We start from the raw sequence: 20881 nt of genomic DNA on the forward strand, positions 1-20881 counted from the left end.
CCGCCGAAAACGGAAATGATGTGACGCGCTGTCGGTCTCCATTCATGCCTGTCGACCAAACGGAATCACGTTTGAGTGACCTGCCTCAATGGCCGGTCAGGCGATCCGCGAAAGCGGCGAGGCGCGACGTCCGCCCCAGGCCGTTCGCCTCGCGCCGGTCGGCGATGCGGTAGAGCTGGTACATGGCATGCACGCCGAGCCAGCGCAGCGGTTCCGGCTCCCATTTCTTCACCCTGCGGTTGACCCAAGGCAACCGGGTCAGTTCCGTGTCGTGTCCGAGTAAGAGATCGCGCAAGGTGCGGCCGGACAGGTTCGAACTGGAAACGCCGAGCCCGACATAGCCGCCGGCCCAGCCGATGCCGCTTTCTCGATCGAAGCCGCATGTCGTACACCAGTCGCGCGGCACGCCGAGCGTGCCGCACCAGGCATGGTCGAGCCGCACGCCTTTGGTCTGCGGCAGCAGCCTGGTCAGGATCTCGTGCAGCTGGTCGATGGTCGCCTGTTGTGTCTTGCCGCGCGTATCGGTGCGCGATCCGAAGCGGTAGGGCACGCCCCGGCCGCCCATGGCGATCCGGCCTTCCCGCGTGCGCTGCGCATAGCAATAGGTGTGCGCCGCATCGCCCAGCACCTCGTAGCCGCTCCAGCCGATTTCGTCCCAGAGCTTCTGCGGCAGCTTCTCGGTCACCACGATGGCGCTGTTCAGCGGCAGCCAGAGACGCTCGTAGCCTGCAATGCCGGCGGTGAAGCCCTCGGTGGCGCGCACGATCTTTCCGGCGCGCACGATGCCGCGATCGGTGGTGACCTTGCCCTTCTCGAGTGCCAGCACCTGCGTCCGCTCGTAGATCGGAACGCCGAGTCGAACGACCGCCGCCGCCAGACCCTGCACGAGCTTGGCCGGCTGCACGCGCGCGACGTCGCGCACGACGAAAGCGCCCAGTACATTGTCGATGGCGATGCGCTCGCGCGCCTCCTGCGCACCGAGGAAGGCCAGCCGCTCGGGCGGCATTTCCCAGTGCCGGGCCTCTTCGTACTCGGCTTTGGCGCGCTCAAGCTGCGCGGCATTGGTGGCGACGGTGATGTTGTCGACGCGGCGGATATCGGCGTCGATCCCTTCGGCAGCGGCGATCGCGATCACCTCGTCGACCGTGCCGGACATGGCGCGCTGCATGTCGATCACAGCGCCGCGCGACGAGGTTTTTGCATATTTCTCGCGCGACCAGCTGAAGCCGCCGGACAGCCATCCGCCATTGCGGCCCGAGGCACCGAAGCCGGCGAACTCCTTTTCGACGATGGCGATGCGCAGCGCGGGCTCCGCTTTCTTGAGATAATAGGCCGTCCACAGTCCGGTATAGCCGGCACCGACGATGCAGACATCGGCCTCGATGTCGCCGGGCAAAGGTGGGCGGCTGGCCGGCGGGCCACCTATGTCGGCATACCAGAACGACACGTCGCCATTGCGCTGGGCTTGCATCTTGTGATCCGTTCTCCGTGCGATTTCAGGAAAAGTGTGGAGCGGTTTCCCGTCCGGAACTGCGTTCAAAACCAAGAGAGGAAGCGGCCCGTCGTTTTCCATGGAAAGGCGAGGCCGCTTTGTTTCAGGTAAGGGTCAGGTCGGCCTTGTCGTCATCGGCGAGCAGTTTCACGTCGCCGCTGGCGAAGAGCACGTCGACCTCGTCTCCAATGGCAAAAGTGTCCGCGTCGAGCGTCGAGCGCACGATGGCTTTCGAGCCGTCGGCGAGCTCCACCTCGTATTTGGAGCCGGAGCCGAGATAGATGGCCTCGCCGATACGCCCGGCGAGCCGGTTGCGGCCATCCCCGCCGCCGCCGCGACGAACAAGCGCCAGCTTTTCGGGACGCAGCAACATCACCGGCTTGCCGCCATTGGCGAGACGCTTGGCGGTCGCCACTCTCTGCCCTGATATCTCGATCGCCGTCTCGTTGCCCGAGGTGGCGGCGGGGCCGCGCAGCACGGTGGAATCGCCGATGAATTTGCCGACGAAAAGCGTCGCCGGCTCGTCGTAGAGTTCGCGGCCGGTGCCAATCTGCTCGATGCCGCCGCGGTTGAACACGGCGATGCGGTCGGAGAGCACCAGCGCCTCTTCCTGGTCGTGCGTCACATAGACGAAGGTGGTTCCGAGTTCGCGGTGGATGCGCTTGATCTCGAGCTGCAGCCATTCGCGCAGTTTCTTGTCCAGCGCACCGAGCGGCTCGTCCATCAGCAGCAGCGGCGGATCGAAGACGATGGCGCGGGCCAGCGCTACGCGCTGCTGCTGGCCGCCCGACAGCTCGCTTGGGAAGCGGTGGCCGAAATCGGCCATCTTGACCATGTCGAGCGCGTGGCGGACGCGGCGTTCGCGTTCTGCTCCGGTGACGCCGCGCAGCTTCAGCGGATAGGCGACGTTGCGGCCGACCGTCATGTGCGGGAACAGTGCATAATGCTGGAAGACCACGCCGATGTTGCGCTTGTGCGCCGGCACGCCGACCACGCTCTTTTCCCTGACCAGCAGCTTGCCGCTGGTCAGGTCGGTAAAGCCGGCGATGACGTTCAGAGTCGTCGTTTTGCCTGAGCCGCTCGGACCGAGCAGCGTCATGAATTCGCCCGGCTCGATTCGCAGCGACACGCCGTCGAGCGCCTTGAAGGAACCATAGGCCTTGCTTACCGACTCCAGGTCGATCGCCGCACCGCGATTTTCCGCTTTCTGATTCATAAGCCTCCCTTCCGCTCACGGCCAAGAAGCAGCATGCCGCCGCCGATCAGCAGTGTCGTTGCGCATAAGAGGATCGTGCCGACGGCCGCGACCGTCGGATCGGCGTCGCGCGTGATGGAAGCGAAGATCTGCACCGGCAACGTCTTGAGATAGGGATTGGTGATGAACAGCGACACGACGATCTCGTCGAAGGAGGTCGCGAAGGCGAACAGCAGGCCGGACAGTATCCCGGGGGCAATCAGCGGCAGCGTCACCGTGCGGAACGTGGTGAGCGAACCTGCGCCCAGGCTCGCCGCGGCTGTCTCCAGCCGCTTGTCGAACACTTCGAGATTGGCCGAAACGGCGATCAGCACGAAAGGCAGCGCAAGGATGGTGTGAGCCAGCACGAAGCCGAGCAGCGTGCCGACAAGCCGCGTGTCGAGATAGACGGCGTAGATGCCGATGGCCAGGACCACGCCCGGCACCACCATCGGCGTCAGCATCAGCATGCGCAGGAGGTTTGCCGGCCGCGCCTGCATGCGGTCGAGGCCGAACGCGGCAAGGGTGCCGAGCACGGTTGCCAGAACCGCAACGATCGATGCGACTTTCAGCGAATTGAGGAAGCTGGTCGACCAATCCGGATTGGTGACGAAATTTTCGTACCATTGCCAGGAGAAGCCCTGCGGTGGAAATGCCAGCGATTTGTTCTCGTTGAATGACATCGGCACCACGACAAGCGTCGGTGCCACCAGCCAGATGGCTACCAGCAGGCAGACAAGGCCCAGCATGACGCGGGTGAGCGGCTTCATTTCCATCAGGGCCGCGCCGCTTGCCGATGGCTGGACCGCATCACGGGCGCGGCAAGGGCCAGCAGCACGAAGGTCGCGACGAGCAGCACCACGCCCATGGCGCCGCCCCTGCCCCATTGCAGGAGGCTGAGCACCTGTGTCTGTACCAGCGTCGACAGCATCGTCGAGCGCGGTCCGCCGAGCAGGGCTGGCGTGATGTAGAAGCCGAGCGCCAGGATGAAGACGATGATCGCGCCGGCATAGACGCCAGGCAGCGACAGCGGCAGATACACGGTGAGGAACGCGCGCGAGGGTCTTGCCCCGAGGCTCCGCGCGGCTTGCACCAGCCTGAGATCGATGCCTTTCATGACCGAATAGAGCGGCAGGATCATGAAAGGCAAAAGCACCTGCGCCATGCCGATGACCACGCCCGTCTGGGTGCGGATCAGCCTGATGCCACCGAACCCGAGCGCCCGCAGGATCGAGTTGATGACCCCCGAATCCTGCAGCAGTATCACCCAGGACAAAGTGCGTACCACGCCGCTCACCCAAAACGGGATCAGCACACAGAGCAGCAGCACCAAGCGCACGCGTGGTCGGACCGCGGTCATCAGATAGGCATAGGGATAGGCGCAAACCACGCAGACCAGCGTGACCCACGCTGAAATGAGGAAGGTCCGCTGGAGCACGGCCAGGTTGATGGGCGCGCCGAAGAACCAGATATAGTTCTGAAGGCCCCACTGCGGCTCCGACAGGCTGCGCACGACGATGGTGAGCAGCGGATAGCCAATCACCGCGAAGAGCAGGACCAGCGCCGGCAGCGCGAGCGCGAACGGCCGCCATGCCCGGCGCCTTTCGGCGGCCGGAATGGTTGGCTTGGACACGCTCACGGCCTTGGCCTCCCTCAGTTAGTCAGTTGCCGGACATCAGCGCGGACCACTTCTCCTGCGCCACCGCGAAATTCGGGACCCAGAACTTGAAGTTCTGCTTATAGCCCTGCTTCTGGCGTTCGGGCGTGTTGGTCAGGAAAGCGGAGACGGAAGCGTCGACCTTGGGCTGCGCTTCACTGTTGATCGGCGTGTAAGACGTTTGCTCCGTCAACACCTCCTGCGCGTGCTTGCCAAGATAGGCGTTGAGCAGCGCGTAGGATGCCTCCGTGTCCTTGGCGCCGACAGGGATCGTCATCTGATCCATCACCACCAGCCAGTCCTGCCAGGCCGGTGCGTATTTGGCGCCGTTCTTGACCGCGGTCATGGCGCGGCCTGTCCACATCATCAGCATGTCGGCCTCGCCGGATTCGGCGAGTTGCTGCGATTCTGCACCCGTCTTCCAGAAGATGGTATCGGGGCCGAGCTTGCGAACCACATCGATGGCCTTGTCGATATCGGCCACCGTCATCGCCTTCGGGTCACCGCCGGCAACCTTGAATGCCTGTTCCAGCAAGCCACCGGTTGGGCTGCCGGAGCCGTCGATTCCGCGCACGCCCGGGAATTTCTGCGTGTCGAAGAAGTCGGCCCAGCTCTTGGGCGGATTATCCTTGTACTTTTCGGTGTTGTACATCAGCACGACGCCGTAGTTCATCGCCGGCACCGAGCATTCGCCGACCTGGCCCTCGGGAATTTTCGAGATGTCGAGTTTGGTGAGGTCCAGCTTCTGGAACAGTTTGCCGCAATAGACATAGGGCGGCAGATCGTCGGTATCGACAACGTCCCATGTCACATTGCCGGACTCGACCTGCGCCTGCAGCTTGGCGATCTCGGTCGGGCCGTCATTGAGCAGCTTGACGCCCGACTTGTCGACGAACTCCTTGAGCGCCGCCGCCTGGCCGTCCTGGTAGATGCCGCCATAGGACACAAAGGTCAGCGTCTTGCCCTTCAGCGAGCCTTCGGCCACCTCTCCGGCAACCGGCTTCGATTGCGCGAGCGCGGCCGTCGCCGCCAGAAGCACGCCCAGGCACGCCGCATGTGCAAATTTCACTTTCATGTTCAACTCTCCCATTCCAGAGCTCGCATTTGTTCTCATTCACCCGGATGCGAGCGGTTTCCGGGCCTGTACTGATCGAGTTCGAGCGCGCCGGCGGTCGGCGGCGCGATGATCCAGAGCACCTCCGCCGGCGTGTCGCCGACATTGACCGTGCGGTGCGGCACCGAGGTCGCATACTCGACGCTGTCGCCTTCGCGCATCAGATGGCGCTCGTCGGCAAGCGTCAGTTCGACAGTTCCCTTGAGCACCATGAACATCTCATGCTCGCCGCCATGCACATAGGCGTCATCGCCAGTCGAGCCGCCGACCTCGAAATGGCCCGCATAGACCTCGAACTGGTGGATCGGCCGCCGCGACAAAAGCATCTTGCGGCCTCGCACGCCGACGGGAACGACGGGCCGTTCCTCGCGCCTCAGCACCTTGTGCAACGGACGGCTGCTGCCCTCGAACAGGTCGTTGATGCCGAGATCGAGAGCGGCGGCGATCTTGAGCAGCGTGCCTGTGTTGGCGCCGCACAGATTGCGCTCGAGCTGGCTGATGAAGCTCGCCGTCGTGCCGGTCATGTCGGCCAAGCGGCGCAGCGAGACGCGCCTTGCCATGCGCAGCGCCTTGATGCGGGGACCGACGCCGCCGGCCTCAGGGGTGGCCGCGACCGTGCCATTCACCTCTTTCGCCGTGGAGTCCGATACGCGTGGCATTGCCGCTCCCGTTTCACTTAACACCTTATTAAGTGGCGATGGCGTTTGCAAGCGACGGCGGCGTGTCAAGATTTCGGTGCGCATCGATTCTGTCGGTCGCACCGGGATCGGTCTGAAAACCGTCCCTGCGGCGGGAAATCCACCTGCGCGGCGATCCAGGCATGAAAAAACCGACGTCAGCTTGCTTCTGACGTCGGTCATTTAGGTTTGGGATCGTCGCACCCGGTCTTTCCGAAGAAAAACCGAGGTTGGTTCGATCCGACGCAGACCCGTGGGCGGGGGGCTTGGGGTTTACGAGCCGGTGCCGGACCGAACCGTCTCAGGCAACGCCGGTAAATTCGTCGGACATTGGGGCATGAGCGCGGATAAAAAATGGCGAGAATGTGGCGGAGCATCACCAATTCCAACATGTCGTTTGCAAACGTGACTGGACGCGACGGAAATGGCGCGGGTCCGCACCGCTTCGCCGGCACTTGCAATTCGATGGCGAAAGCGCCAACTTTGGTTGGCAAAGATTCATTTTTGAAGGATCGAGGCATGACCGATCACGGCGGCGGGACGGAGGATGGCGACGCATCCGCAATACTGATCCCGCTCCACGAGGCACGCCGTGCGCGCCTCGACCAGCCGGTGCGCTTCGAGCGGCGCGAACTGGACCAGATCCTGAAACTCTACGGGCGCATGGTCGCCGCCAATGAATGGCGCGACTACGCTATCGATCATCTCACCGACAGGGCCGTGTTTTCGGTGTTCCGCCGGGCCAGCGAAGTGCCGCTGTTCCAGATCGTCAAGGACCCGAAGCTGGCACGCAAGCAAGGCGCCTTCGCCGTCATCGCCGCGGGCGGCCGCATCCTCAAGCGCGGGCAGGAGCTTGGCCGTGTGCTCGGCGTCTTCGACAGCAAGCTGAAGCTGGTCGAGGCCTGAGAATTGAGGAATTGGGGAACTGAAGAACAAAGAAGACGGCCGCCATGTCAGACGCTGAGTGCCAATTCTTCAATTCTTCAATTCTTCAATTCTTCATTTCTTCATTTCTTCAGTTCTCTCTGACGCCTCGCGGAACTTTCGTTCCGGCAGCGAGTCCGGATCGGGCGGCACCGATGCACCGCCGTTCAGCGCCAGTTGCATGAACACCGTGTCCAGCCAGCGTCCGTGCTTGTAGCCGGAGCCTTCGAGGCGGCCGGAATGATGAAAGCCGAGCTTTTCGTGCAGCTTGACGGAAGCGCTGTCGGGATGGCCGTCGCCGATCACAGCGACGATCTGGCGAAAGCCCGCCGCCTCGGCCGCCGCGATCAGGCTTTGCATCAGTTTGAGGCCGACACCCTGGCCCTTGGCATCAGGCGCGACATAGACGGAGTCCTCGACGATGAAGCGATAGGCCGGGCGGGGCCGGAAGGGACCGGCATAGGCATAGCCGAGCACGGCGCCAGCCTTTTCTGCCACAAGGTAAGGGAAGCCGCCGGCCTGGAGCGTGTCGAATCGCGTGCCCATTTCGGCGCGCCCCGGCGGCTCCAGCTCGTAGCTCGCCGTACCGCGGGTCACAGCGTCGGCATAGATTTGGGTAATGGTGTCGAGGTCGGCCGCGCGTGCGGCCCGTATAACGATAGTGCTCATTCTTTATGCAGATCTCTTTCTCTGCCTGCAATAACAGCAAAGGTCGGCGCAAAAGAAAAGGGCGGCCGTTGGGCCGCCCTTCCAACCCGATGGTCCAGTCAGACCCTGACGCGGACCAGGCCTTAGCGGCGGTCGCCCATGAACTGGAGCAGGAACATGAACAGGTTGATGAAGTCGAGATAGAGCGTCAGCGCGCCCATGATGGCTTTGCGGCCAGCGACGTCGGAAGCGTCGCCCTCGAAATACATCTCCTTGATCTTCTGCGTGTCGTAGGCGGTGAGGCCGGCGAAGACCAGCACGCCGATCGCCGAGACGGCGAAGGACAGCGCCGACGACTGCAGGAAGATGTTGATCACCATCGCGATGATGATGCCGAACACGCCCATGATCAGGAACGAGCCCATCGCCGTCAGGTCGCGCTTGGTCGTGTAGCCGAACAGCGACAGCGCGCCGAAGGCCGCGGCGGTGGCGAAGAAGGTCTGCGAGATGCTGGCGGTGGTATAGACCAGGAAGATCGACGACAGCGACAGGCCGACCAGGCCCGCATAGACCCAGAACGTCGTCTGCGCCGCCGACACGCTCATCGACTGGACGCGGAACGACAGGAACAGAACGGCGGCCAGCGGGGCCAGCATCACCAGCCAGCGCAGCGGCGAGCCAAAGATCGCGTAGCCGAACGAGGTCAGCATCTCGCCGCTCGGCAGCGTCGCGACAGCCGAGGCCGGATCGGTGGTTGTGGCCAGCATGATCGTGCCGACGGCGGCAAGACCAGTGATGAGGAGACCAAGCCCCATCAAATTGTAGACCTTGATCATATAGGCGCGCAGGCCCTGATCGATGTCGACGGCTGCGCCGGGCACGGCGCGCGTCTGATAGTTGCGAATGGGTTCAGCCATTGTGGTCCTCTATTGCTTCTGCCCCGTCCGGTGTCGGGTCCACCCGGACCCAGGCGCCGCTGGCGGGACTCCAGCATGCCTGCGGCGAAATATGATGGTTATTCGTGCCAAGAACAAGACCGTAACCGGGTGTAATGCTTCGTGAGGCACGCATGGCGCGGTTTTCCAGCCCTTTGGCCGCCAAACATTACGCCGATTTAACCAAATGACGGCCGTCGGCGGGGTGGAACCGATGCGGACTCAGAGGTTGCGCAGCATGGGCGCTGCCTTGTGGCCGAGCACCCGCCAGGTGCCGGCGAGACCGATGCCGACGGTGATGACCAGCGCAAAGAGAATGGTCGCCACCGCCACTTCCGGCATGAAATGCGACGGCAATGTCATGATGCGGGCGACGACGAACCATGCAGCGGCACTGCCGGCGGCGAGCGCGAAAACAGCCGTGGCGAGGCCGATCAGCATGTATTCGAGCGAGAAGGCCGATATCAGCGTCAGCCGCGTCGCACCGAGCGTCTTCAGCACCACCGCGTCGTGGATGCGCGCCCGGTTGCCGGCGGCGAGCGCGCCGGCCAGCACCAGCACCGACGCGATCAATGCCACGCCGGCCGCGGCCCTGATCGCCGCGCCGAGCTGTCCGACCAGCCGGTTGACGATGTCGAGCGCGTCCTTGACGCGCACCGTGGTGACTGCCGGGAAGGCGCGGGTGACCGCATTGAGGATGCGGGCGTCGTCGGCCGCCGTGGCGCTCTTTTCGGTCAGCGTCGCCACCCAGCCATGCGGCGCGCCGGCAAATGTGTTGGGCGAGAACACCATGACGAAGTTGATGCCCATCGTCTCCCATTCGACCTGGCGGAAATTGGCGATCCTGGCCGTGACATTGCGGCCGAGCACGTTGACGGTGACGGTATCGCCGAGCTTGAGCCCGATTTCCTTGCCTTCCTTGTCGGAAAACGAGACGAGCGGCTCGCCGGTATAATTGGCCGGCCACCAGTTCCCCTCGGTCAGCGTCGCGTTGTCCGGCTGCTTGGCCTCATAGGTCAGGCCGCGGTCGCCGCGCAGCACCCAAGCGCCCTCCGCCGGCACCTTGACCTTGTCGACGGCGACGCCGTTGAGGGCCATCACCCGGCCGCGCAGCATCGGCACCTTGGCCAGCGTCCCCTGCGGGGCCTCCTTGCTGATCAGGCTAGAGAAGCCGTCGACATCGCTGCTCTGGATATCGACGAAGAAGAAGTTCGGCGCCCGCTCCGGCAGGCTGCCGGAGATCTGCCGCCGCAGATTGCCGTCGATCAGCGCCAGCGTCACCAGCAGCGTCAGCCCAAGCCCCAGCGACAGCACCACCGACGGCGTCAGCGCGCCTGGCCGATGGATGTTGCCGACGGCGAGCCTGAGCGCCACGAAGCGCACGCGCGGGCTCTTCCTTGCCGCCCATTGCACCAGCGCACCAACCAGGCGCAGCACCAGGAAAGCGAAGATGGTGGCCCCGACGAAGATCGAAGCGATGCGCTGGTCGCCCGAAAACAGGATGGCGAGCGCTGCAAGAAGCACTGCGATGCCGAGCGCCGAAACGGCATAGACAGGGCGCGGAAAACCGCGGCCTTCCAGCCCCATCTCGCGGAACAGCGCGGTCGCCGGTACATCGTGGGCGCGGCCGAGCGGCAGCAGCGCGAAGACCAGCGTCACCAGCAACCCGAACAGAGCCGCCATGCCGAGCGCGCCGGGATAAAAGCCGCCTTGCGCCGGCACCGGAATGACCGACTGAAGTGCGGCGCTCGCGGCGAAGGGCATCAGCGCACCGAGCACCAGACCGGCGGCGATGCCGAGGGCCGCGATCATCAGGATCTGCACGAGGTAAACGGCAAAGACGAAGCCGCCTGATGCGCCCAGGCTCTTGAAGGTGGCGATGACGCCGCGCTTGCCGTCGAGATAGGCGCGCACCGCGTTGGCGACGCCGACGCCGCCGACCACCAGCGCCGTCAGCCCGACCAAAGTCAGGAATTGCGAAAAGCGCTCGATGTTGGAAGAGAGCGCCGGGGCCGCATTGCTGCGCGTGCGGATCGACCAGCCGGACTCGGGGAAATCCTTGGCTGCCTCGTCCTGGATGGCCTTGAGCCGCGCCTCGTCGGCGTCGGCAGGCAGCTGGACCTTGTAGGCATTCTCGACCAGGCTGCCCGGCTGAACCAGCCCTGTGGCGGCCAGACCCTCGGTCGAGATCATCAGGCGCGGCGCGAAACCAAAGCCTTCGGACACGGCATCGGGCTCGGTGACCAGCCTGGCGCGCAGTTCGAAGGTGGCGGTTCCGAGCTTCAACCGATCGCCGAGCTTCACATGCAGCCGTTCGAACAGCAGGTCGGGCGCGGCCGCGCCGAAAACACCGAACTGTTCGCCGAACAGTTCCTTCTTCGTCAGCGCCGGCTCGGTTTCCAGCGCACCGTAAAGCGGATAGGCCTCGTCCACGGCCTTGGCCTCGACCAGCGCCTGATCGGAGCCGTCGGCAAGCCGCGCCATCGAGCGCATGCTGGCGGTTCTCGACACGGTGCCCAGTCCATCGAGGAAGCCGCGTTCGGCTTCGCTTGCGTCGCGCTGGTTAAGCTGGAAGCGCAGATCGCCGCCAAGCAGCGTCTGGCCCTGGTTGGCGACGCCGGCACTGATCGAGCGCGCGACGGAATTCACGCCGCCGATCGCCGCGACGCCGAGCGCGATGCAGGCAAGAAAGATCAGAAAGCCGGACAGGCCGCCGCGCATTTCGCGCAGGGAGAAGCGGACGGCGAGTTTTAACGTCCGCGCCGGCGACATCAGGCGATGGCCTTGGTCGGCGCCGGTGCCTCGATCCTGCCGGAGCGCATGGAGACCTGGCGCGAACAGCGCGCCGCGAGCGCCTGGTCATGGGTGACCAGCACCAGAGTCATGCCGCGCTCGGCCGCCTTGGCGAACAGGAGATCGGCGACCTGCCTGCCGGTCGCCTGATCGAGATTGCCGGTCGGCTCGTCGGCGATGAGGATGCGCGGCGACGGCGCAAGCGCCCGGGCGATCGCGACGCGCTGCTGCTCGCCGCCCGAAAGTTCGCCGGGATAGTGCGTGACGCGGTCGCTCAGACCCACCGCCGTCAGCTCGCGTTGCGCCACCGAGAACGGATCGGCATGGCCGGCCAGCTCCAGCGGCACGGCCACATTTTCGAGCGCCGTCATATTGGGGATGAGATGGAAGGACTGGAACACAATGCCGATGTTTCGCCCCCGAAACGATGCGATCTGATCCTCGCTCTTGCCGTTGAGCAACTCGCCAGCAATTCGTACCGTGCCCGAATCGACCCTTTCCAGACCGGCGAGAACCATGAGCAGCGTCGACTTGCCCGACCCCGACGGTCCGACGATGCCGGTCGCCTCGCCGCGCGCCACATCGAGGCTGACGCCCTTCAGCACATGGACGGACGAGGCGCCTTCGCCCAATGTCAGCGATACGTCTTTCAGCTCGATGACGGCTTCTGTCAAAATGAAAGCGTCCTATATGGAGATGAGGGCTCCGCCTGCCGGGCCGTCGCCGGAAGAATTCTCTGTCATATGGGACCTGCCGCATGTCTTTCCAACGCAGAATTGCCGCAGGCCTGATCGTTTTCCTCGCCAGTTGCGGCGCCATTTCGTCGGCACGCGCCGAGCCTTTCAAGATCGTCGGTTTCGGCGACAGCCTTATGGCCGGCTTCGGCCTCGGACCCGACGAGGGTTTTACCGACAGGCTGCAGGCGGCGCTGCGCGCCAGGGGCAGGGATGTAACCGTCGACAATGCCGGCGTTTCCGGCGACACCTCCAGCGGCGGGCTGGCGCGGCTCGACTGGTCGGTGCCGGACGGCACGCAGCTTGTCATCCTCGAACTCGGCGCCAACGACATGCTGCGCGGCGTTTCGCCCGACATCACCCGCAAGAACCTGGATACGATGCTGGCCAAGCTGAAAGAGCGCAAGATCGCCGTTCTGCTGGCCGGCATGCGCGCAGCGCCCAATCTCGGCGCCGATTATCAGAATGCCTTCGACTCCATCTTTCCGGAACTGGCCGCAAAATATGGCGTTACTTTGTACCCGTTCTTTCTCGACGGCGTAGCCGGCCAGTCCGCCCTGCAGCTTGAGGATGGCTTGCATCCGAACGCCAAGGGGGTCGCCCAGATGGTCGAGCGCATCTTGCCTGCGGTCGAGAAGGCTATCGCGGCAGCGCCGGGAGGATCGTGAGACGGGATAGGTCCTTTCCGTTGGGGAAATCTTTTTGACGAGACCTGTGACCAACAAATCTCTTGCCCCGCTTGATTATCGATGATTCGCTAGGGGCACAGTTCGATTCGAGGAAGGGAGGCTCTTCATGCCGCGTCTTTTCACCGCCCTCGAAATTCCGCGTGACGCCGCCCTTTCGCTGTCCCTGCTCAGGGGCGGCCTGCCCGGGGCCCGATGGATCGACGTCGAGAACTATCATTTGACGCTACGCTTCATCGGCGATGTCGAAGGCCATGTCGCCGACGAAATCGCCAACGCGCTCGACCGCGTCCACCGCCCCTCCTTCCCGCTGACGCTGTCGGGCGTCGGCGCTTTCGGCCAGAAGAAACCGCATGCCGTATGGGCCGGGGTCTCTGCCTCGCCGGACCTCGCGGCGCTTCAGGCTGAAATCGAGCGCATCTGCCAGCGGCTCGGCATTCCGGCCGATCCGCGCAAGTTCATGCCGCATGTCACACTGGCGCGCCTGCGCAATTCGAGCCCGCTGGACGTCGCCCAATATCTTTCGGCGCGCGGCAATTTTTCGACATTGCCGTTCCGCATCAGCCGGTTCGTCTTGATGTCGTCGCGCGATTCGGTCGGCGGCGGCCCCTACATCGTCGAGGAAGCCTGGCCGCTGTCGGGCGCCGATACGCGCGCGGCAAGCCGGGTCGCCAGCGCCTCCGACGCTTCGCGGATCATGCGGTAGACCTCGGCGAAGGCTTCCTCGCCGTGGTGATAGGGATCCGGCACGTCGCGGCCCTTTCCCTGCGCAAATTCCAGGAAGAGGTGGATGCGGTCGCGCACGGCGGCGGGCGCCAGCGTCTTCAGGTCGGCGACGTTCGATCTGTCCATGCCGAAGATCAGGTCGAAACGCGAGAAATCCTCGGGCATGATCTTGCGTGCCCGCAGTTCCGATATGTCGATGCCGTGGGCCGACGCGATGGCGATCGAACGCCGATCGGGGGCGGAGCCCGCCTCCCAGTCGCTGGTTGCGGCCGAATCGAGCACTATGTCCTGGCCCAGTCCACGTTCCGTCAGCACGGAACGAAGCACGCCTTCCGCCAGCGGCGAGCGGCAGATGTTGCCCAGGCAGACGAACAGAATGGATTTTATGGGCTTCGTGCTCATCGATCCGGCGCTATGGTGAAGGTCATCTTCGAAATAGCACAGGAACCGGACATGACGAGAGAGAAACTTGGCAGGGAAGCCATCATCGCAGCGCTGACAGACCTCGAAGGCTGGTCGCTGGCTGCGGATGGCGCTTCCATCAAACGGACGTTCACCTTCAGAAATTTCTCCGAAGCCTTCGCCTTCATGACCCGCGTCGCGCTTGCTGCCGAGAAGATGGACCATCATCCCGACTGGTCCAATGTCTACAAAACCGTCGACGTGACGCTGAACACCCACGATGCCGGCGGCGTCACGGCGCTCGACATCGAGTTGGCGAAGAAAATGAACCGCTTTGTTGGCTAGGGTGGTTGGGCGACGCAGTGCAACGTCCCTAGACTTTGGCTCGACGCGGTCAAGACTGATTCCGATTTTCAGCCCAGCGATCCGCCAAGCTCTTGCAGCAAGCGTCGGGTTTCACCACATTTTGCCCCGCGACCAGGCGCAGGCAAGCGCATGAGCCCGCAAGGAGAAATTGATGGCGCAAAAATCCGGTTTTGATTTCTTCGGCTTTGGCGACAGGCTGGGCGGTGAGGGCGAGGTGCGCGAGAAATTCTGGCGCACCGCCAAGAAGGCCGCGCGGCAGATCCCGTTCATGGAAGATGTCGTCGCGGCCTATTACTGCGCCATGGACAAGAACACGCCGCTGCGCGCGAAAGGCATCCTGGTGGCGGCACTCGGCTATTTCGTCCTGCCGGTGGATATGGTCCCCGACTTCGTCCTCGGCCTCGGCTTCACCGATGATATCGCCGTGCTCACCGCAGCGATCACCGCCGTCAGCGCCCATATCACGCCGGCGCACCGGCAAGCCGCGAAAGACGCCATATCAGACAGGGGCTGAGCCCTGACACCGCCTTCGCGCGCTCTGGACACCAGCGTTCAGAGGGCTTGTGGAAAAGTCAAACTCTTGCCGCTTTCGTGCCCTCCAAGTCGCCGAAGGGACATCGCGCCAGCCGCTTCAAAGGCGGCGGCGCGAAGACGGCGGCGGTTTCCTGGGGTGAGCGTCCTTTTCTCAGAGGTATTCACCGTTTGGTAACCCAGATTAAATCAAAATGAAGCGACGGCAGGACGCCACGCGGCCCGCCTCCGCACCATTTGGAATACGGGAAAAACGATGCGCGGATTGATTGCTACAGTTTCGAGCCTGGTCCTGGTGGCCTTCGCAGCGCCGGCGATGGCGCAGCAGGCGACCAAGATCGGCCAGCACAATGCCTGGGGCACCTACAGCTACCAGGCATCGGGCGGCAAGGTTTGCTACGTCCTCACCGTGCCGACCGACAAGCAGCCGCCGACACTCGACCATGGCGACATGTTCTTCTTCGTCAGCCAGCGGCCCGGCCAGCAGGTGTCCTACGAGCCGCAATTCATCGCCGGCTACACCTTCCAGGAAAACTCCAAGGCCACCGTCACCATCGACAAGAAGACGTTTTCGATGTTCACGCGCGGCAAGTCGGCCTGGGTCGAGAACGCCGCCGAGGAGCCGGTGCTGATCGCCGCCATGAAATCCGGCACCGACATGAAGGTGCAGGCCAAGTCCGGCCGCGGCAACACCACTTCCTACGTCTTCTCGCTGAAAGGCATCTCGGCGGCGCTGTCGTCGATCGCCAACTGCAAATAATCGAAATTTCGCTTTGAACAGAGAGGCCGGACCCTTGAGTCCGGCCTCTGTTTTTCACGCCGGACCTGGTTCCGGCGCCGCCTCCGCCCTGCGCCGGCGGATGGCTTCCGCGATGAAGACGCGCGACAGCGCATGATAGAGCGGCTCGCGCGAGATCATGCGCGCCGTGCCGTAACCCAGCATCGAGGCCAGCATCAGCGCGATGACATTGTCGTGATTGCCGGTCATCTCCAGGATGATGACGAAGGCCGTCATCGGCGCCTGCACGACGCCGGCGAAATAACCGGCCATGCCGAGCAGCGCGGCCGCACCCGTGCTGGCGCCGAAGACGAGGCCGAGCGAGCTGCCGATGCCGGCGCCGACCGAAAGCGAAGGCGCAAAGATGCCGCCCGGAATGCCCGAGACCATCGACAGCAGCCCGGCAAGGAACTTCTCGGCGAAGAAGAACCAGGGCAGCGGCGTGCCTTCAACGGCGCCCCGCGCCTGCGCGTAGCCGGTGCCGAAGGTCAAGCCGCCCGAGGCGATGCCGATCGCGGCGACGCCGAGCCCACAGATGGCGGCGACCAGCAGGACGCGCCGCAAGGGCTGCCCCGTGTTCCAGCGCCGGATCCGGCGCGTCGCCTTCAGCGCCAGGAGCGAGAACAGCGCGCCGAAGCCGCCGCCGATGATCCCGCAGGCAATGACAAGCGGCCACTCGACGGCAAACGAGATCGTCTCCTTCGAGACGCCGAAATAGGTGTAGTTGCCAAGCAGGCCGAGCGAGGCGATGCCGGCCAGGATCACCGCCGTCAGCACCAGCCCGTTGGTCCGCGCTTCGTAGGTGCGGCCCATTTCCTCGATGGCGAAGACAATGCCGGCGAGCGGCGTGTTGAAGGCGGCTGCGATGCCGGCGGCGGAGCCGGCCAGGATCAGGCCGCGCGCCTGCGCCATGCCGCCCCAGCGTGCCGCCTGCAGCATCAGCGACGCGCCGACCTGCACGGTCGGTCCCTCGCGGCCGATCGAAGCGCCGCAGAACAGGCCGACCAGGGTGAGCGCGATCTTGCCCGCCACCAGCTTCAGCGACAGGATATGGCCGCGGTCGTCATCGTCGCGCAGATGCCGCGCGGCGATCGCCTGCGGAATGCCGCTGCCTTGCGAGCCCGGAAAGAAGGCTTGCGCCAGCCAGGCGCACAGCACGAAGCCGAGCGGCGTGATCGCCAAAGGCAGGTAGAAGCGCCAGCCGCCGTCATCGCCGGTCATGGCATGGAACAGCGCCTGCGCTTTGTCGGCCAGCACCGCGAACATAACGCTGATCATGCCGATGCAGACCGCGCCGGCCCAGAACACCAGCCGCGGCTGCCACACCCGCCGCGAGCCCCACATCGCGCGCGAACGCCGCAGCAAGGGGTATTTTCGCGATGTGCCGGCCATGTCTGTCCTCTCGACGGAAACCCAGCCCTAACACAGGCATGGGCTCGATCAAGCATTCGCATCGAACGTGGATTGGACGACGGACGTGGACCAAATGTCCATGGCGGCGGTTCGGGACCATTAACAAGGAACCATGAGCTATGCCCGGTCCGGGGACAAGGCTCGAATAGACTCCCGCCGACCTCCGAGCCGGCGGGAACATCGATCGATGGCCGGCCTCACATGGCCATTTTTTCGCATTCCGCCTGAGCCTTCTTGGTCGACGTGTCGATCATGAAGGCTTTGCCCTTGGCGTCGGTCATCATCATCATGCAGTGCTTGATCGGCTTTGCCATCTTCATCATCTCGGCACTCATTTTCGCGTCCGGCGTCATGGTGCCCATATGCCCGTCCGGCATGATTGCCGTGACTTGCCCTGCTTTCATCATGGTCATCGTGCCCATCGCGTCTTCGGCAAATGCCTGCGAGGCGAAAAGGCCGACGAAGCCGGCAATGACGGCGAGCTTGATAGAGTTCATGCTGCATACTCCCATTTGTCGGGGCATGGTTGCCCCATTCAGGGGGTTCGAACACGCGGTGAGAACCGTTACTTCAACACGATCAAGTGATCCGTTTTCAGTCGAAAAACACGGGACCGCAGGTCTGACCGGGCAGCGCATCTGTCAATTGGTCGGCACACGGATCGCCTCGCCATCGCATGACTCCGCCGCCAAGCTGTGCTATGGGCCGCGCTTCATATCGGGCCGATGGATGAAATCGGCCGCAAACCGCTTATATCAGTGCGACCATGACCCTTTCATTCGACCTCACCGCCGAAGGCGCCCGTGACGCGTTGCGCGCCCGCGCCGTGCCGGCCGAAAAACCGTCGCTGATCGGCCTGACGCGCGCCGAGCTCGGCGAGGCCCTCATTGCTTCCGGCATCGTGCCGGAGCGTCAGGCAAAAATGCGTGCACAGCAGCTCTGGCACTGGATGTATGTGCGCGGCGTCTCCGATTTCGCCGGCATGTTCAATATCTCCAAGGATCTTCGCGCCGAACTCGACAAGCATTTCACCGTGGCGCGGCCCGAGATCGTCGAGGAACAGATCTCCGCCGACGGCACGCGCAAATGGCTGTTCCGCTTTCCGCCGCGCGGCGCCGGCCGCCCTGTCGAGATCGAGACCGTCTACATTCCCGAGGAAGGCCGCGGCACGCTCTGCATCTCCTCACAGGTCGGCTGCACGCTGACCTGCTCCTTCTGCCACACGGGCACCCAGAAACTGGTCCGCAACCTGACGGCCGAGGAAATCCTCGCCCAGTTGCTCACCGCGCGCGACCGGCTCGGCGACTTCCCCGACCGCGACACGCCCGACGGCGCCATCGTGCCGGCCGAGGGCCGCAAAGTGTCCAACATCGTCATGATGGGCATGGGCGAGCCGCTCTACAATTTCGAGGCGGTCAAGAAAGCGCTGCTGATCGCTTCAGACGGGGATGGTCTTTCGCTCTCCAAGCGCCGCATTACCCTGTCGACCTCCGGCGTGGTGCCGGAGATTTTCCGCACCGGCGAGGAGATCGGCGTCATGCTGGCGATCTCGCTGCACGCCACCAATGACGATCTGCGCGACCTGCTTGTGCCGATCAACAAGAAATATCCGCTCAAGGAGCTGATCGCCGCCTGCCGCGCCTATCCCGGCCTGTCGAACGCCAGGCGCATCACCTTCGAATATGTGATGCTGAAGGACGTCAACGATTCCCTCGACGATGCCAAGGCGCTGGTCAAGCTGCTCAGGGGCATTCCGGCCAAGATCAACCTGATCCCGTTCAACCCCTGGCCAGGCACCAACTACCAGTGCTCGGACTGGGAGACGATCGAGAAATTCGCCGACTACATAAACAATGCCGGTTATGCCTCGCCGATCCGCACGCCGCGCGGCCGCGACATCCTCGCCGCCTGCGGCCAGCTCAAGTCGGAATCGGAGCGCATGCGCAAGGTCGACCGGCTGGCGCTGGAAGCCATGATGATCGCAGGGCACGGCGAGGCGTGAGGCGTCTCGTCGCCGGGCTCAAGCGCTTCGTCATCATAGCAGTCGGCTATATCGCCGCCGTGCTGACCTCGATCCTGGTGCCTGTGCTGCTGATCGCTCTTCTGGAAGGGCTCGAATATGGCAACTGGTCCATCGTTTTCGCGTTCGACTGGCTGGTTTCCTTCCCGCTCGCGGTAGTGACCGTGGCGGTCTGCGCGCTGTTGATCGTCGGCCCCGCGATCTTCATGGCCGAACGCTTGTCGCTTCGGGGGTGGTTCTACTTCGCGGCCACGGGCGCGATCACGTCCATCGCGTTCGGGGTTCTGATCCCGGGCTCGGCCGGAGGGTTCGTTTTCAATCCGGGCTTTCTCGGCTTCCTGGCCACCGCCGGCATTGCCGCCGGTTCGGTTTACTGGTTTCTGGCCGGGCGCAAGTCCGGTCATCTCATGCGCCGGGATCAGCAATGACCCGTCTCGTCGCCTATATCGTGCGCCTTGCCGTCATCCTGTTCGGCTATGCCGTCGCCGCGCTGGCAGCGAGCGCGTTCCTCAATGTCCTGTTCCTGGCCTCGCTCGGCTATACGCCGGCGCATGCGGAGCCGGCGGCGACCGCCTCGCTCTATTTCTCGATCCCCTTCGTCGCGCTGTTTGCCGCCTATTTCGCCTTCATGCCGGCGGCCCTCGCGATCCTGATCGCCGAAATCCTCGGCCGACGCGATTGGCTGTTCTATGCGCTGGCCGGTGCGATCGTCGCCGCCGTCTTCCTCGGCTTCGCCGACCAGATGGGCGATACGCCATTCGCCGTCACCGAGCCGCGCGCCATGGCCGCTGTCATCGGCGGCGGCATGGTCGGCGGCATCTTCTATTGGCTCAGCGCCGGGCGCTGGGCCGGAAGCTGGTGGAAAGCCGAACCGTGACCCCGAACCGAGCGCCCGCGTAAGCGGGGAGCTTTGCTGACCTCCGGTTCGGAAGAGATCAGCAGCGAACAGCAAAATCCTACTTCGCCTGGGCAGTCAGGATTTTGAGCGCGAACACGGAAAACACGCCGGCGAAGAGATAGTCGACCACCCGCGTCACGCGCGGGCTGGCCTTCATCGCCGCCGAGAATTTCTCCGCCGCCAGCACCATCGGGGTCGTCACCGGGGTCGACAGCACCACGAACATGGCGCCGAGGAAGAACAGCTTTCCCGGCGCGTGCGGATCATGCGCCGAGACGAATTGCGGCAGGAAGGTCATGAAGAACAGGATGATCTTCGGGTTGAGCAGGTTGACGCCCAGTCCCACCATCCAGCTCCGGAACAGCGAGATTTGTGGGCCCGTCTTCTTCTCCGGCGAGAAGGCCGAACCCTTGGTGATCGCCTGCCAGGCCAGGAAGACGAGATAGCCGGCGCCGAAGATCTTCAGTACGAAGAAGGCCATCGGCGAGGCGACGATCAGCGCCGAGACGCCGACCACCACCAGCGTGGTGTGGATCAGCGTGCCGCACAGCGCCCCCGCCATCGAGGCGAAGCCGGCGGCGCGGCCCTGGCTAAGCGTGCGCGAGACGAACAGCGTCATGTCCGGTCCCGGCGTGATCGCCAGGATGACCGTGGCGATGGCGAACTGGATCAGCGTAGCGGTGTCGGGAATGAAGGACATGGGCGGTCCGTTGGCTCTAAAGACGCTGCTATAACGAATGGCTACTGTGGTTGCCAGCGGCTGTGCGACGGAAAGAATGATCCAGCTGTCCCGGATGCCTGTTTCTCCGCGCCTTGCCGCGTTCATCCCCTTGCGGTGACCGGAAACGGCGTG

At 64.0% G+C, this 20881-nt stretch carries 23 protein-coding genes; 9 read left to right on the forward strand and 14 right to left on the reverse strand.

The features are described from left to right. Nucleotides 1-85: 85 nt before the first annotated feature. From LB532_RS02415 to LB532_RS02440, 6 genes are all read right to left on the reverse strand, one after another. Nucleotides 86-1471: an NAD(P)/FAD-dependent oxidoreductase gene (locus tag LB532_RS02415; RefSeq protein WP_140643471.1), complete on the reverse strand. Its 1386-nt coding sequence runs from the start codon at nt 1469-1471 to the stop codon at nt 86-88. Between the two features lie 124 nt (nt 1472-1595). After that, the gene (locus tag LB532_RS02420) at nt 1596-2708 is read right to left on the reverse strand and encodes an ABC transporter ATP-binding protein (protein WP_140643473.1); all 1113 of its coding nucleotides are present in this window, start codon (nt 2706-2708) and stop codon (nt 1596-1598) included. Further along, complete coding sequence (locus tag LB532_RS02425; RefSeq protein WP_140643475.1) at nt 2705-3502, reverse strand: ABC transporter permease; 798 nt, start codon at nt 3500-3502, stop codon at nt 2705-2707. Before LB532_RS02425 ends, LB532_RS02420 begins: the two co-directional genes overlap by 4 nt. Beyond that, the gene (locus tag LB532_RS02430) at nt 3502-4365 is read right to left on the reverse strand and encodes an ABC transporter permease (RefSeq protein WP_140643476.1); all 864 of its coding nucleotides are present in this window, start codon (nt 4363-4365) and stop codon (nt 3502-3504) included. The genes LB532_RS02425 and LB532_RS02430 overlap by 1 nt, the downstream gene beginning before the upstream one ends. Before the next feature lie 22 nt (nt 4366-4387). Beyond that, nucleotides 4388-5458 carry an extracellular solute-binding protein gene (locus LB532_RS02435; protein ID WP_181169547.1) on the reverse strand — a complete coding sequence of 357 codons (1071 nt, stop codon included), beginning with the start codon at nt 5456-5458 and terminating at the stop codon, nt 4388-4390. A gap of 35 nt (nt 5459-5493) precedes the next feature. After that, the gene (locus LB532_RS02440) at nt 5494-6156 is read right to left on the reverse strand and encodes a helix-turn-helix domain-containing protein (protein ID WP_140643480.1); all 663 of its coding nucleotides are present in this window, start codon (nt 6154-6156) and stop codon (nt 5494-5496) included. Nucleotides 6157-6693: 537 nt separating this feature from the next. Here LB532_RS02440 and LB532_RS02445 point away from each other — a divergent pair. Further along, the gene (locus LB532_RS02445) at nt 6694-7080 is read left to right on the forward strand and encodes a DUF2794 domain-containing protein (RefSeq protein WP_140514020.1); all 387 of its coding nucleotides are present in this window, start codon (nt 6694-6696) and stop codon (nt 7078-7080) included. Between the two features lie 93 nt (nt 7081-7173). Here LB532_RS02445 and LB532_RS02450 read toward each other — a convergent pair whose 3' ends face one another. From LB532_RS02450 to LB532_RS02465, 4 genes are all read right to left on the reverse strand, one after another. Beyond that, nucleotides 7174-7767 (reverse strand): GNAT family N-acetyltransferase, encoded by a 594-nt coding sequence (locus tag LB532_RS02450; RefSeq protein ID WP_140643482.1) that lies wholly within the window; start codon nt 7765-7767, stop codon nt 7174-7176. A gap of 122 nt (nt 7768-7889) precedes the next feature. Further along, a complete protein-coding gene (locus tag LB532_RS02455) occupies nt 7890-8663 on the reverse strand; it encodes a Bax inhibitor-1/YccA family protein (protein ID WP_140492223.1) in 774 nt (257 codons plus the stop codon). A gap of 240 nt (nt 8664-8903) precedes the next feature. After that, nucleotides 8904-11453 (reverse strand): ABC transporter permease, encoded by a 2550-nt coding sequence (locus LB532_RS02460; protein ID WP_140643483.1) that lies wholly within the window; start codon nt 11451-11453, stop codon nt 8904-8906. Then, entirely contained in the window at nt 11453-12148 is a 696-nt protein-coding gene (locus LB532_RS02465) for an ABC transporter ATP-binding protein (RefSeq protein WP_140643485.1), read from the reverse strand. The genes LB532_RS02460 and LB532_RS02465 overlap by 1 nt, the downstream gene beginning before the upstream one ends. 83 nt (nt 12149-12231) lie before the next feature. On the opposite strand from LB532_RS02465, the gene LB532_RS02470 reads away from it, so the two are divergent. Then, nucleotides 12232-12876, forward strand: coding sequence for an arylesterase (locus tag LB532_RS02470; protein WP_140643487.1), 645 nt, complete (start codon nt 12232-12234; stop codon nt 12874-12876). Between the two features lie 127 nt (nt 12877-13003). Further along, complete coding sequence (gene thpR / locus LB532_RS02475) at nt 13004-13600, forward strand: RNA 2',3'-cyclic phosphodiesterase (RefSeq protein WP_140550611.1); 597 nt, start codon at nt 13004-13006, stop codon at nt 13598-13600. On the opposite strand, the gene LB532_RS02480 is transcribed toward thpR, so the two are convergent. Further along, entirely contained in the window at nt 13504-14022 is a 519-nt protein-coding gene (locus LB532_RS02480) for a low molecular weight protein-tyrosine-phosphatase (RefSeq protein ID WP_140643489.1), read from the reverse strand. The two genes, thpR and LB532_RS02480, sit on opposite strands and share 97 nt — an antisense overlap. Before the next feature lie 51 nt (nt 14023-14073). Between LB532_RS02480 and LB532_RS02485 the strand changes: the two genes are divergently transcribed. The 3 genes from LB532_RS02485 to LB532_RS02495 all read left to right on the forward strand — a co-directional run bounded on the left by LB532_RS02485 (nt 14074) and on the right by LB532_RS02495 (nt 15679). After that, nucleotides 14074-14367, forward strand: a complete 294-nt coding sequence (locus tag LB532_RS02485; protein ID WP_140643491.1) for a 4a-hydroxytetrahydrobiopterin dehydratase — start codon at nt 14074-14076, stop codon at nt 14365-14367. A 172-nt stretch (nt 14368-14539) separates the two neighbouring features. After that, nucleotides 14540-14902, forward strand: coding sequence for a YkvA family protein (locus LB532_RS02490; protein WP_140550608.1), 363 nt, complete (start codon nt 14540-14542; stop codon nt 14900-14902). 273 nt (nt 14903-15175) lie between these two features. Continuing rightward, on the forward strand, nt 15176-15679 hold the full coding sequence (locus tag LB532_RS02495; protein WP_140492199.1) for an invasion associated locus B family protein: 504 nt from the start codon (nt 15176-15178) through the stop codon (nt 15677-15679). A 54-nt stretch (nt 15680-15733) separates the two neighbouring features. Here the strand turns inward: LB532_RS02495 and LB532_RS02500 are convergent, their stop codons facing one another. Together LB532_RS02500 and LB532_RS02505 are read right to left on the reverse strand one after the other, a co-directional pair. Then, entirely contained in the window at nt 15734-17089 is a 1356-nt protein-coding gene (locus tag LB532_RS02500; RefSeq protein WP_224556328.1) for a chloride channel protein, read from the reverse strand. 218 nt (nt 17090-17307) lie between these two features. Continuing rightward, a complete protein-coding gene (locus tag LB532_RS02505; protein WP_140639565.1) occupies nt 17308-17607 on the reverse strand; it encodes a hypothetical protein in 300 nt (99 codons plus the stop codon). 269 nt (nt 17608-17876) lie between these two features. Here LB532_RS02505 and rlmN point away from each other — a divergent pair, with 269 nt between their 5' ends. Genes rlmN through LB532_RS02520 form a run of 3 tightly spaced genes read left to right on the forward strand, consistent with a single transcriptional unit; the run spans nt 17877 to nt 20007 of the window. Next, nucleotides 17877-19112, forward strand: coding sequence for a 23S rRNA (adenine(2503)-C(2))-methyltransferase RlmN (gene rlmN, locus LB532_RS02510; protein ID WP_140639564.1), 1236 nt, complete (start codon nt 17877-17879; stop codon nt 19110-19112). Beyond that, the gene (locus LB532_RS02515; RefSeq protein ID WP_140639563.1) at nt 19109-19558 is read left to right on the forward strand and encodes a hypothetical protein; all 450 of its coding nucleotides are present in this window, start codon (nt 19109-19111) and stop codon (nt 19556-19558) included. The genes rlmN and LB532_RS02515 overlap by 4 nt, the downstream gene beginning before the upstream one ends. Next, nucleotides 19555-20007 (forward strand): hypothetical protein, encoded by a 453-nt coding sequence (locus LB532_RS02520; RefSeq protein ID WP_140550603.1) that lies wholly within the window; start codon nt 19555-19557, stop codon nt 20005-20007. The genes LB532_RS02515 and LB532_RS02520 overlap by 4 nt, the downstream gene beginning before the upstream one ends. 79 nt (nt 20008-20086) lie before the next feature. Here LB532_RS02520 and LB532_RS02525 read toward each other — a convergent pair whose 3' ends face one another. Continuing rightward, nucleotides 20087-20728 (reverse strand): LysE family translocator, encoded by a 642-nt coding sequence (locus LB532_RS02525; protein WP_140639562.1) that lies wholly within the window; start codon nt 20726-20728, stop codon nt 20087-20089. Nucleotides 20729-20881: the final 153 nt, after the last annotated feature.

It is taken from the genome of Mesorhizobium sp. ESP-6-2 (genome assembly GCF_020164675.1).
Taxonomy (GTDB): domain Bacteria; phylum Pseudomonadota; class Alphaproteobacteria; order Rhizobiales; family Rhizobiaceae; genus Mesorhizobium.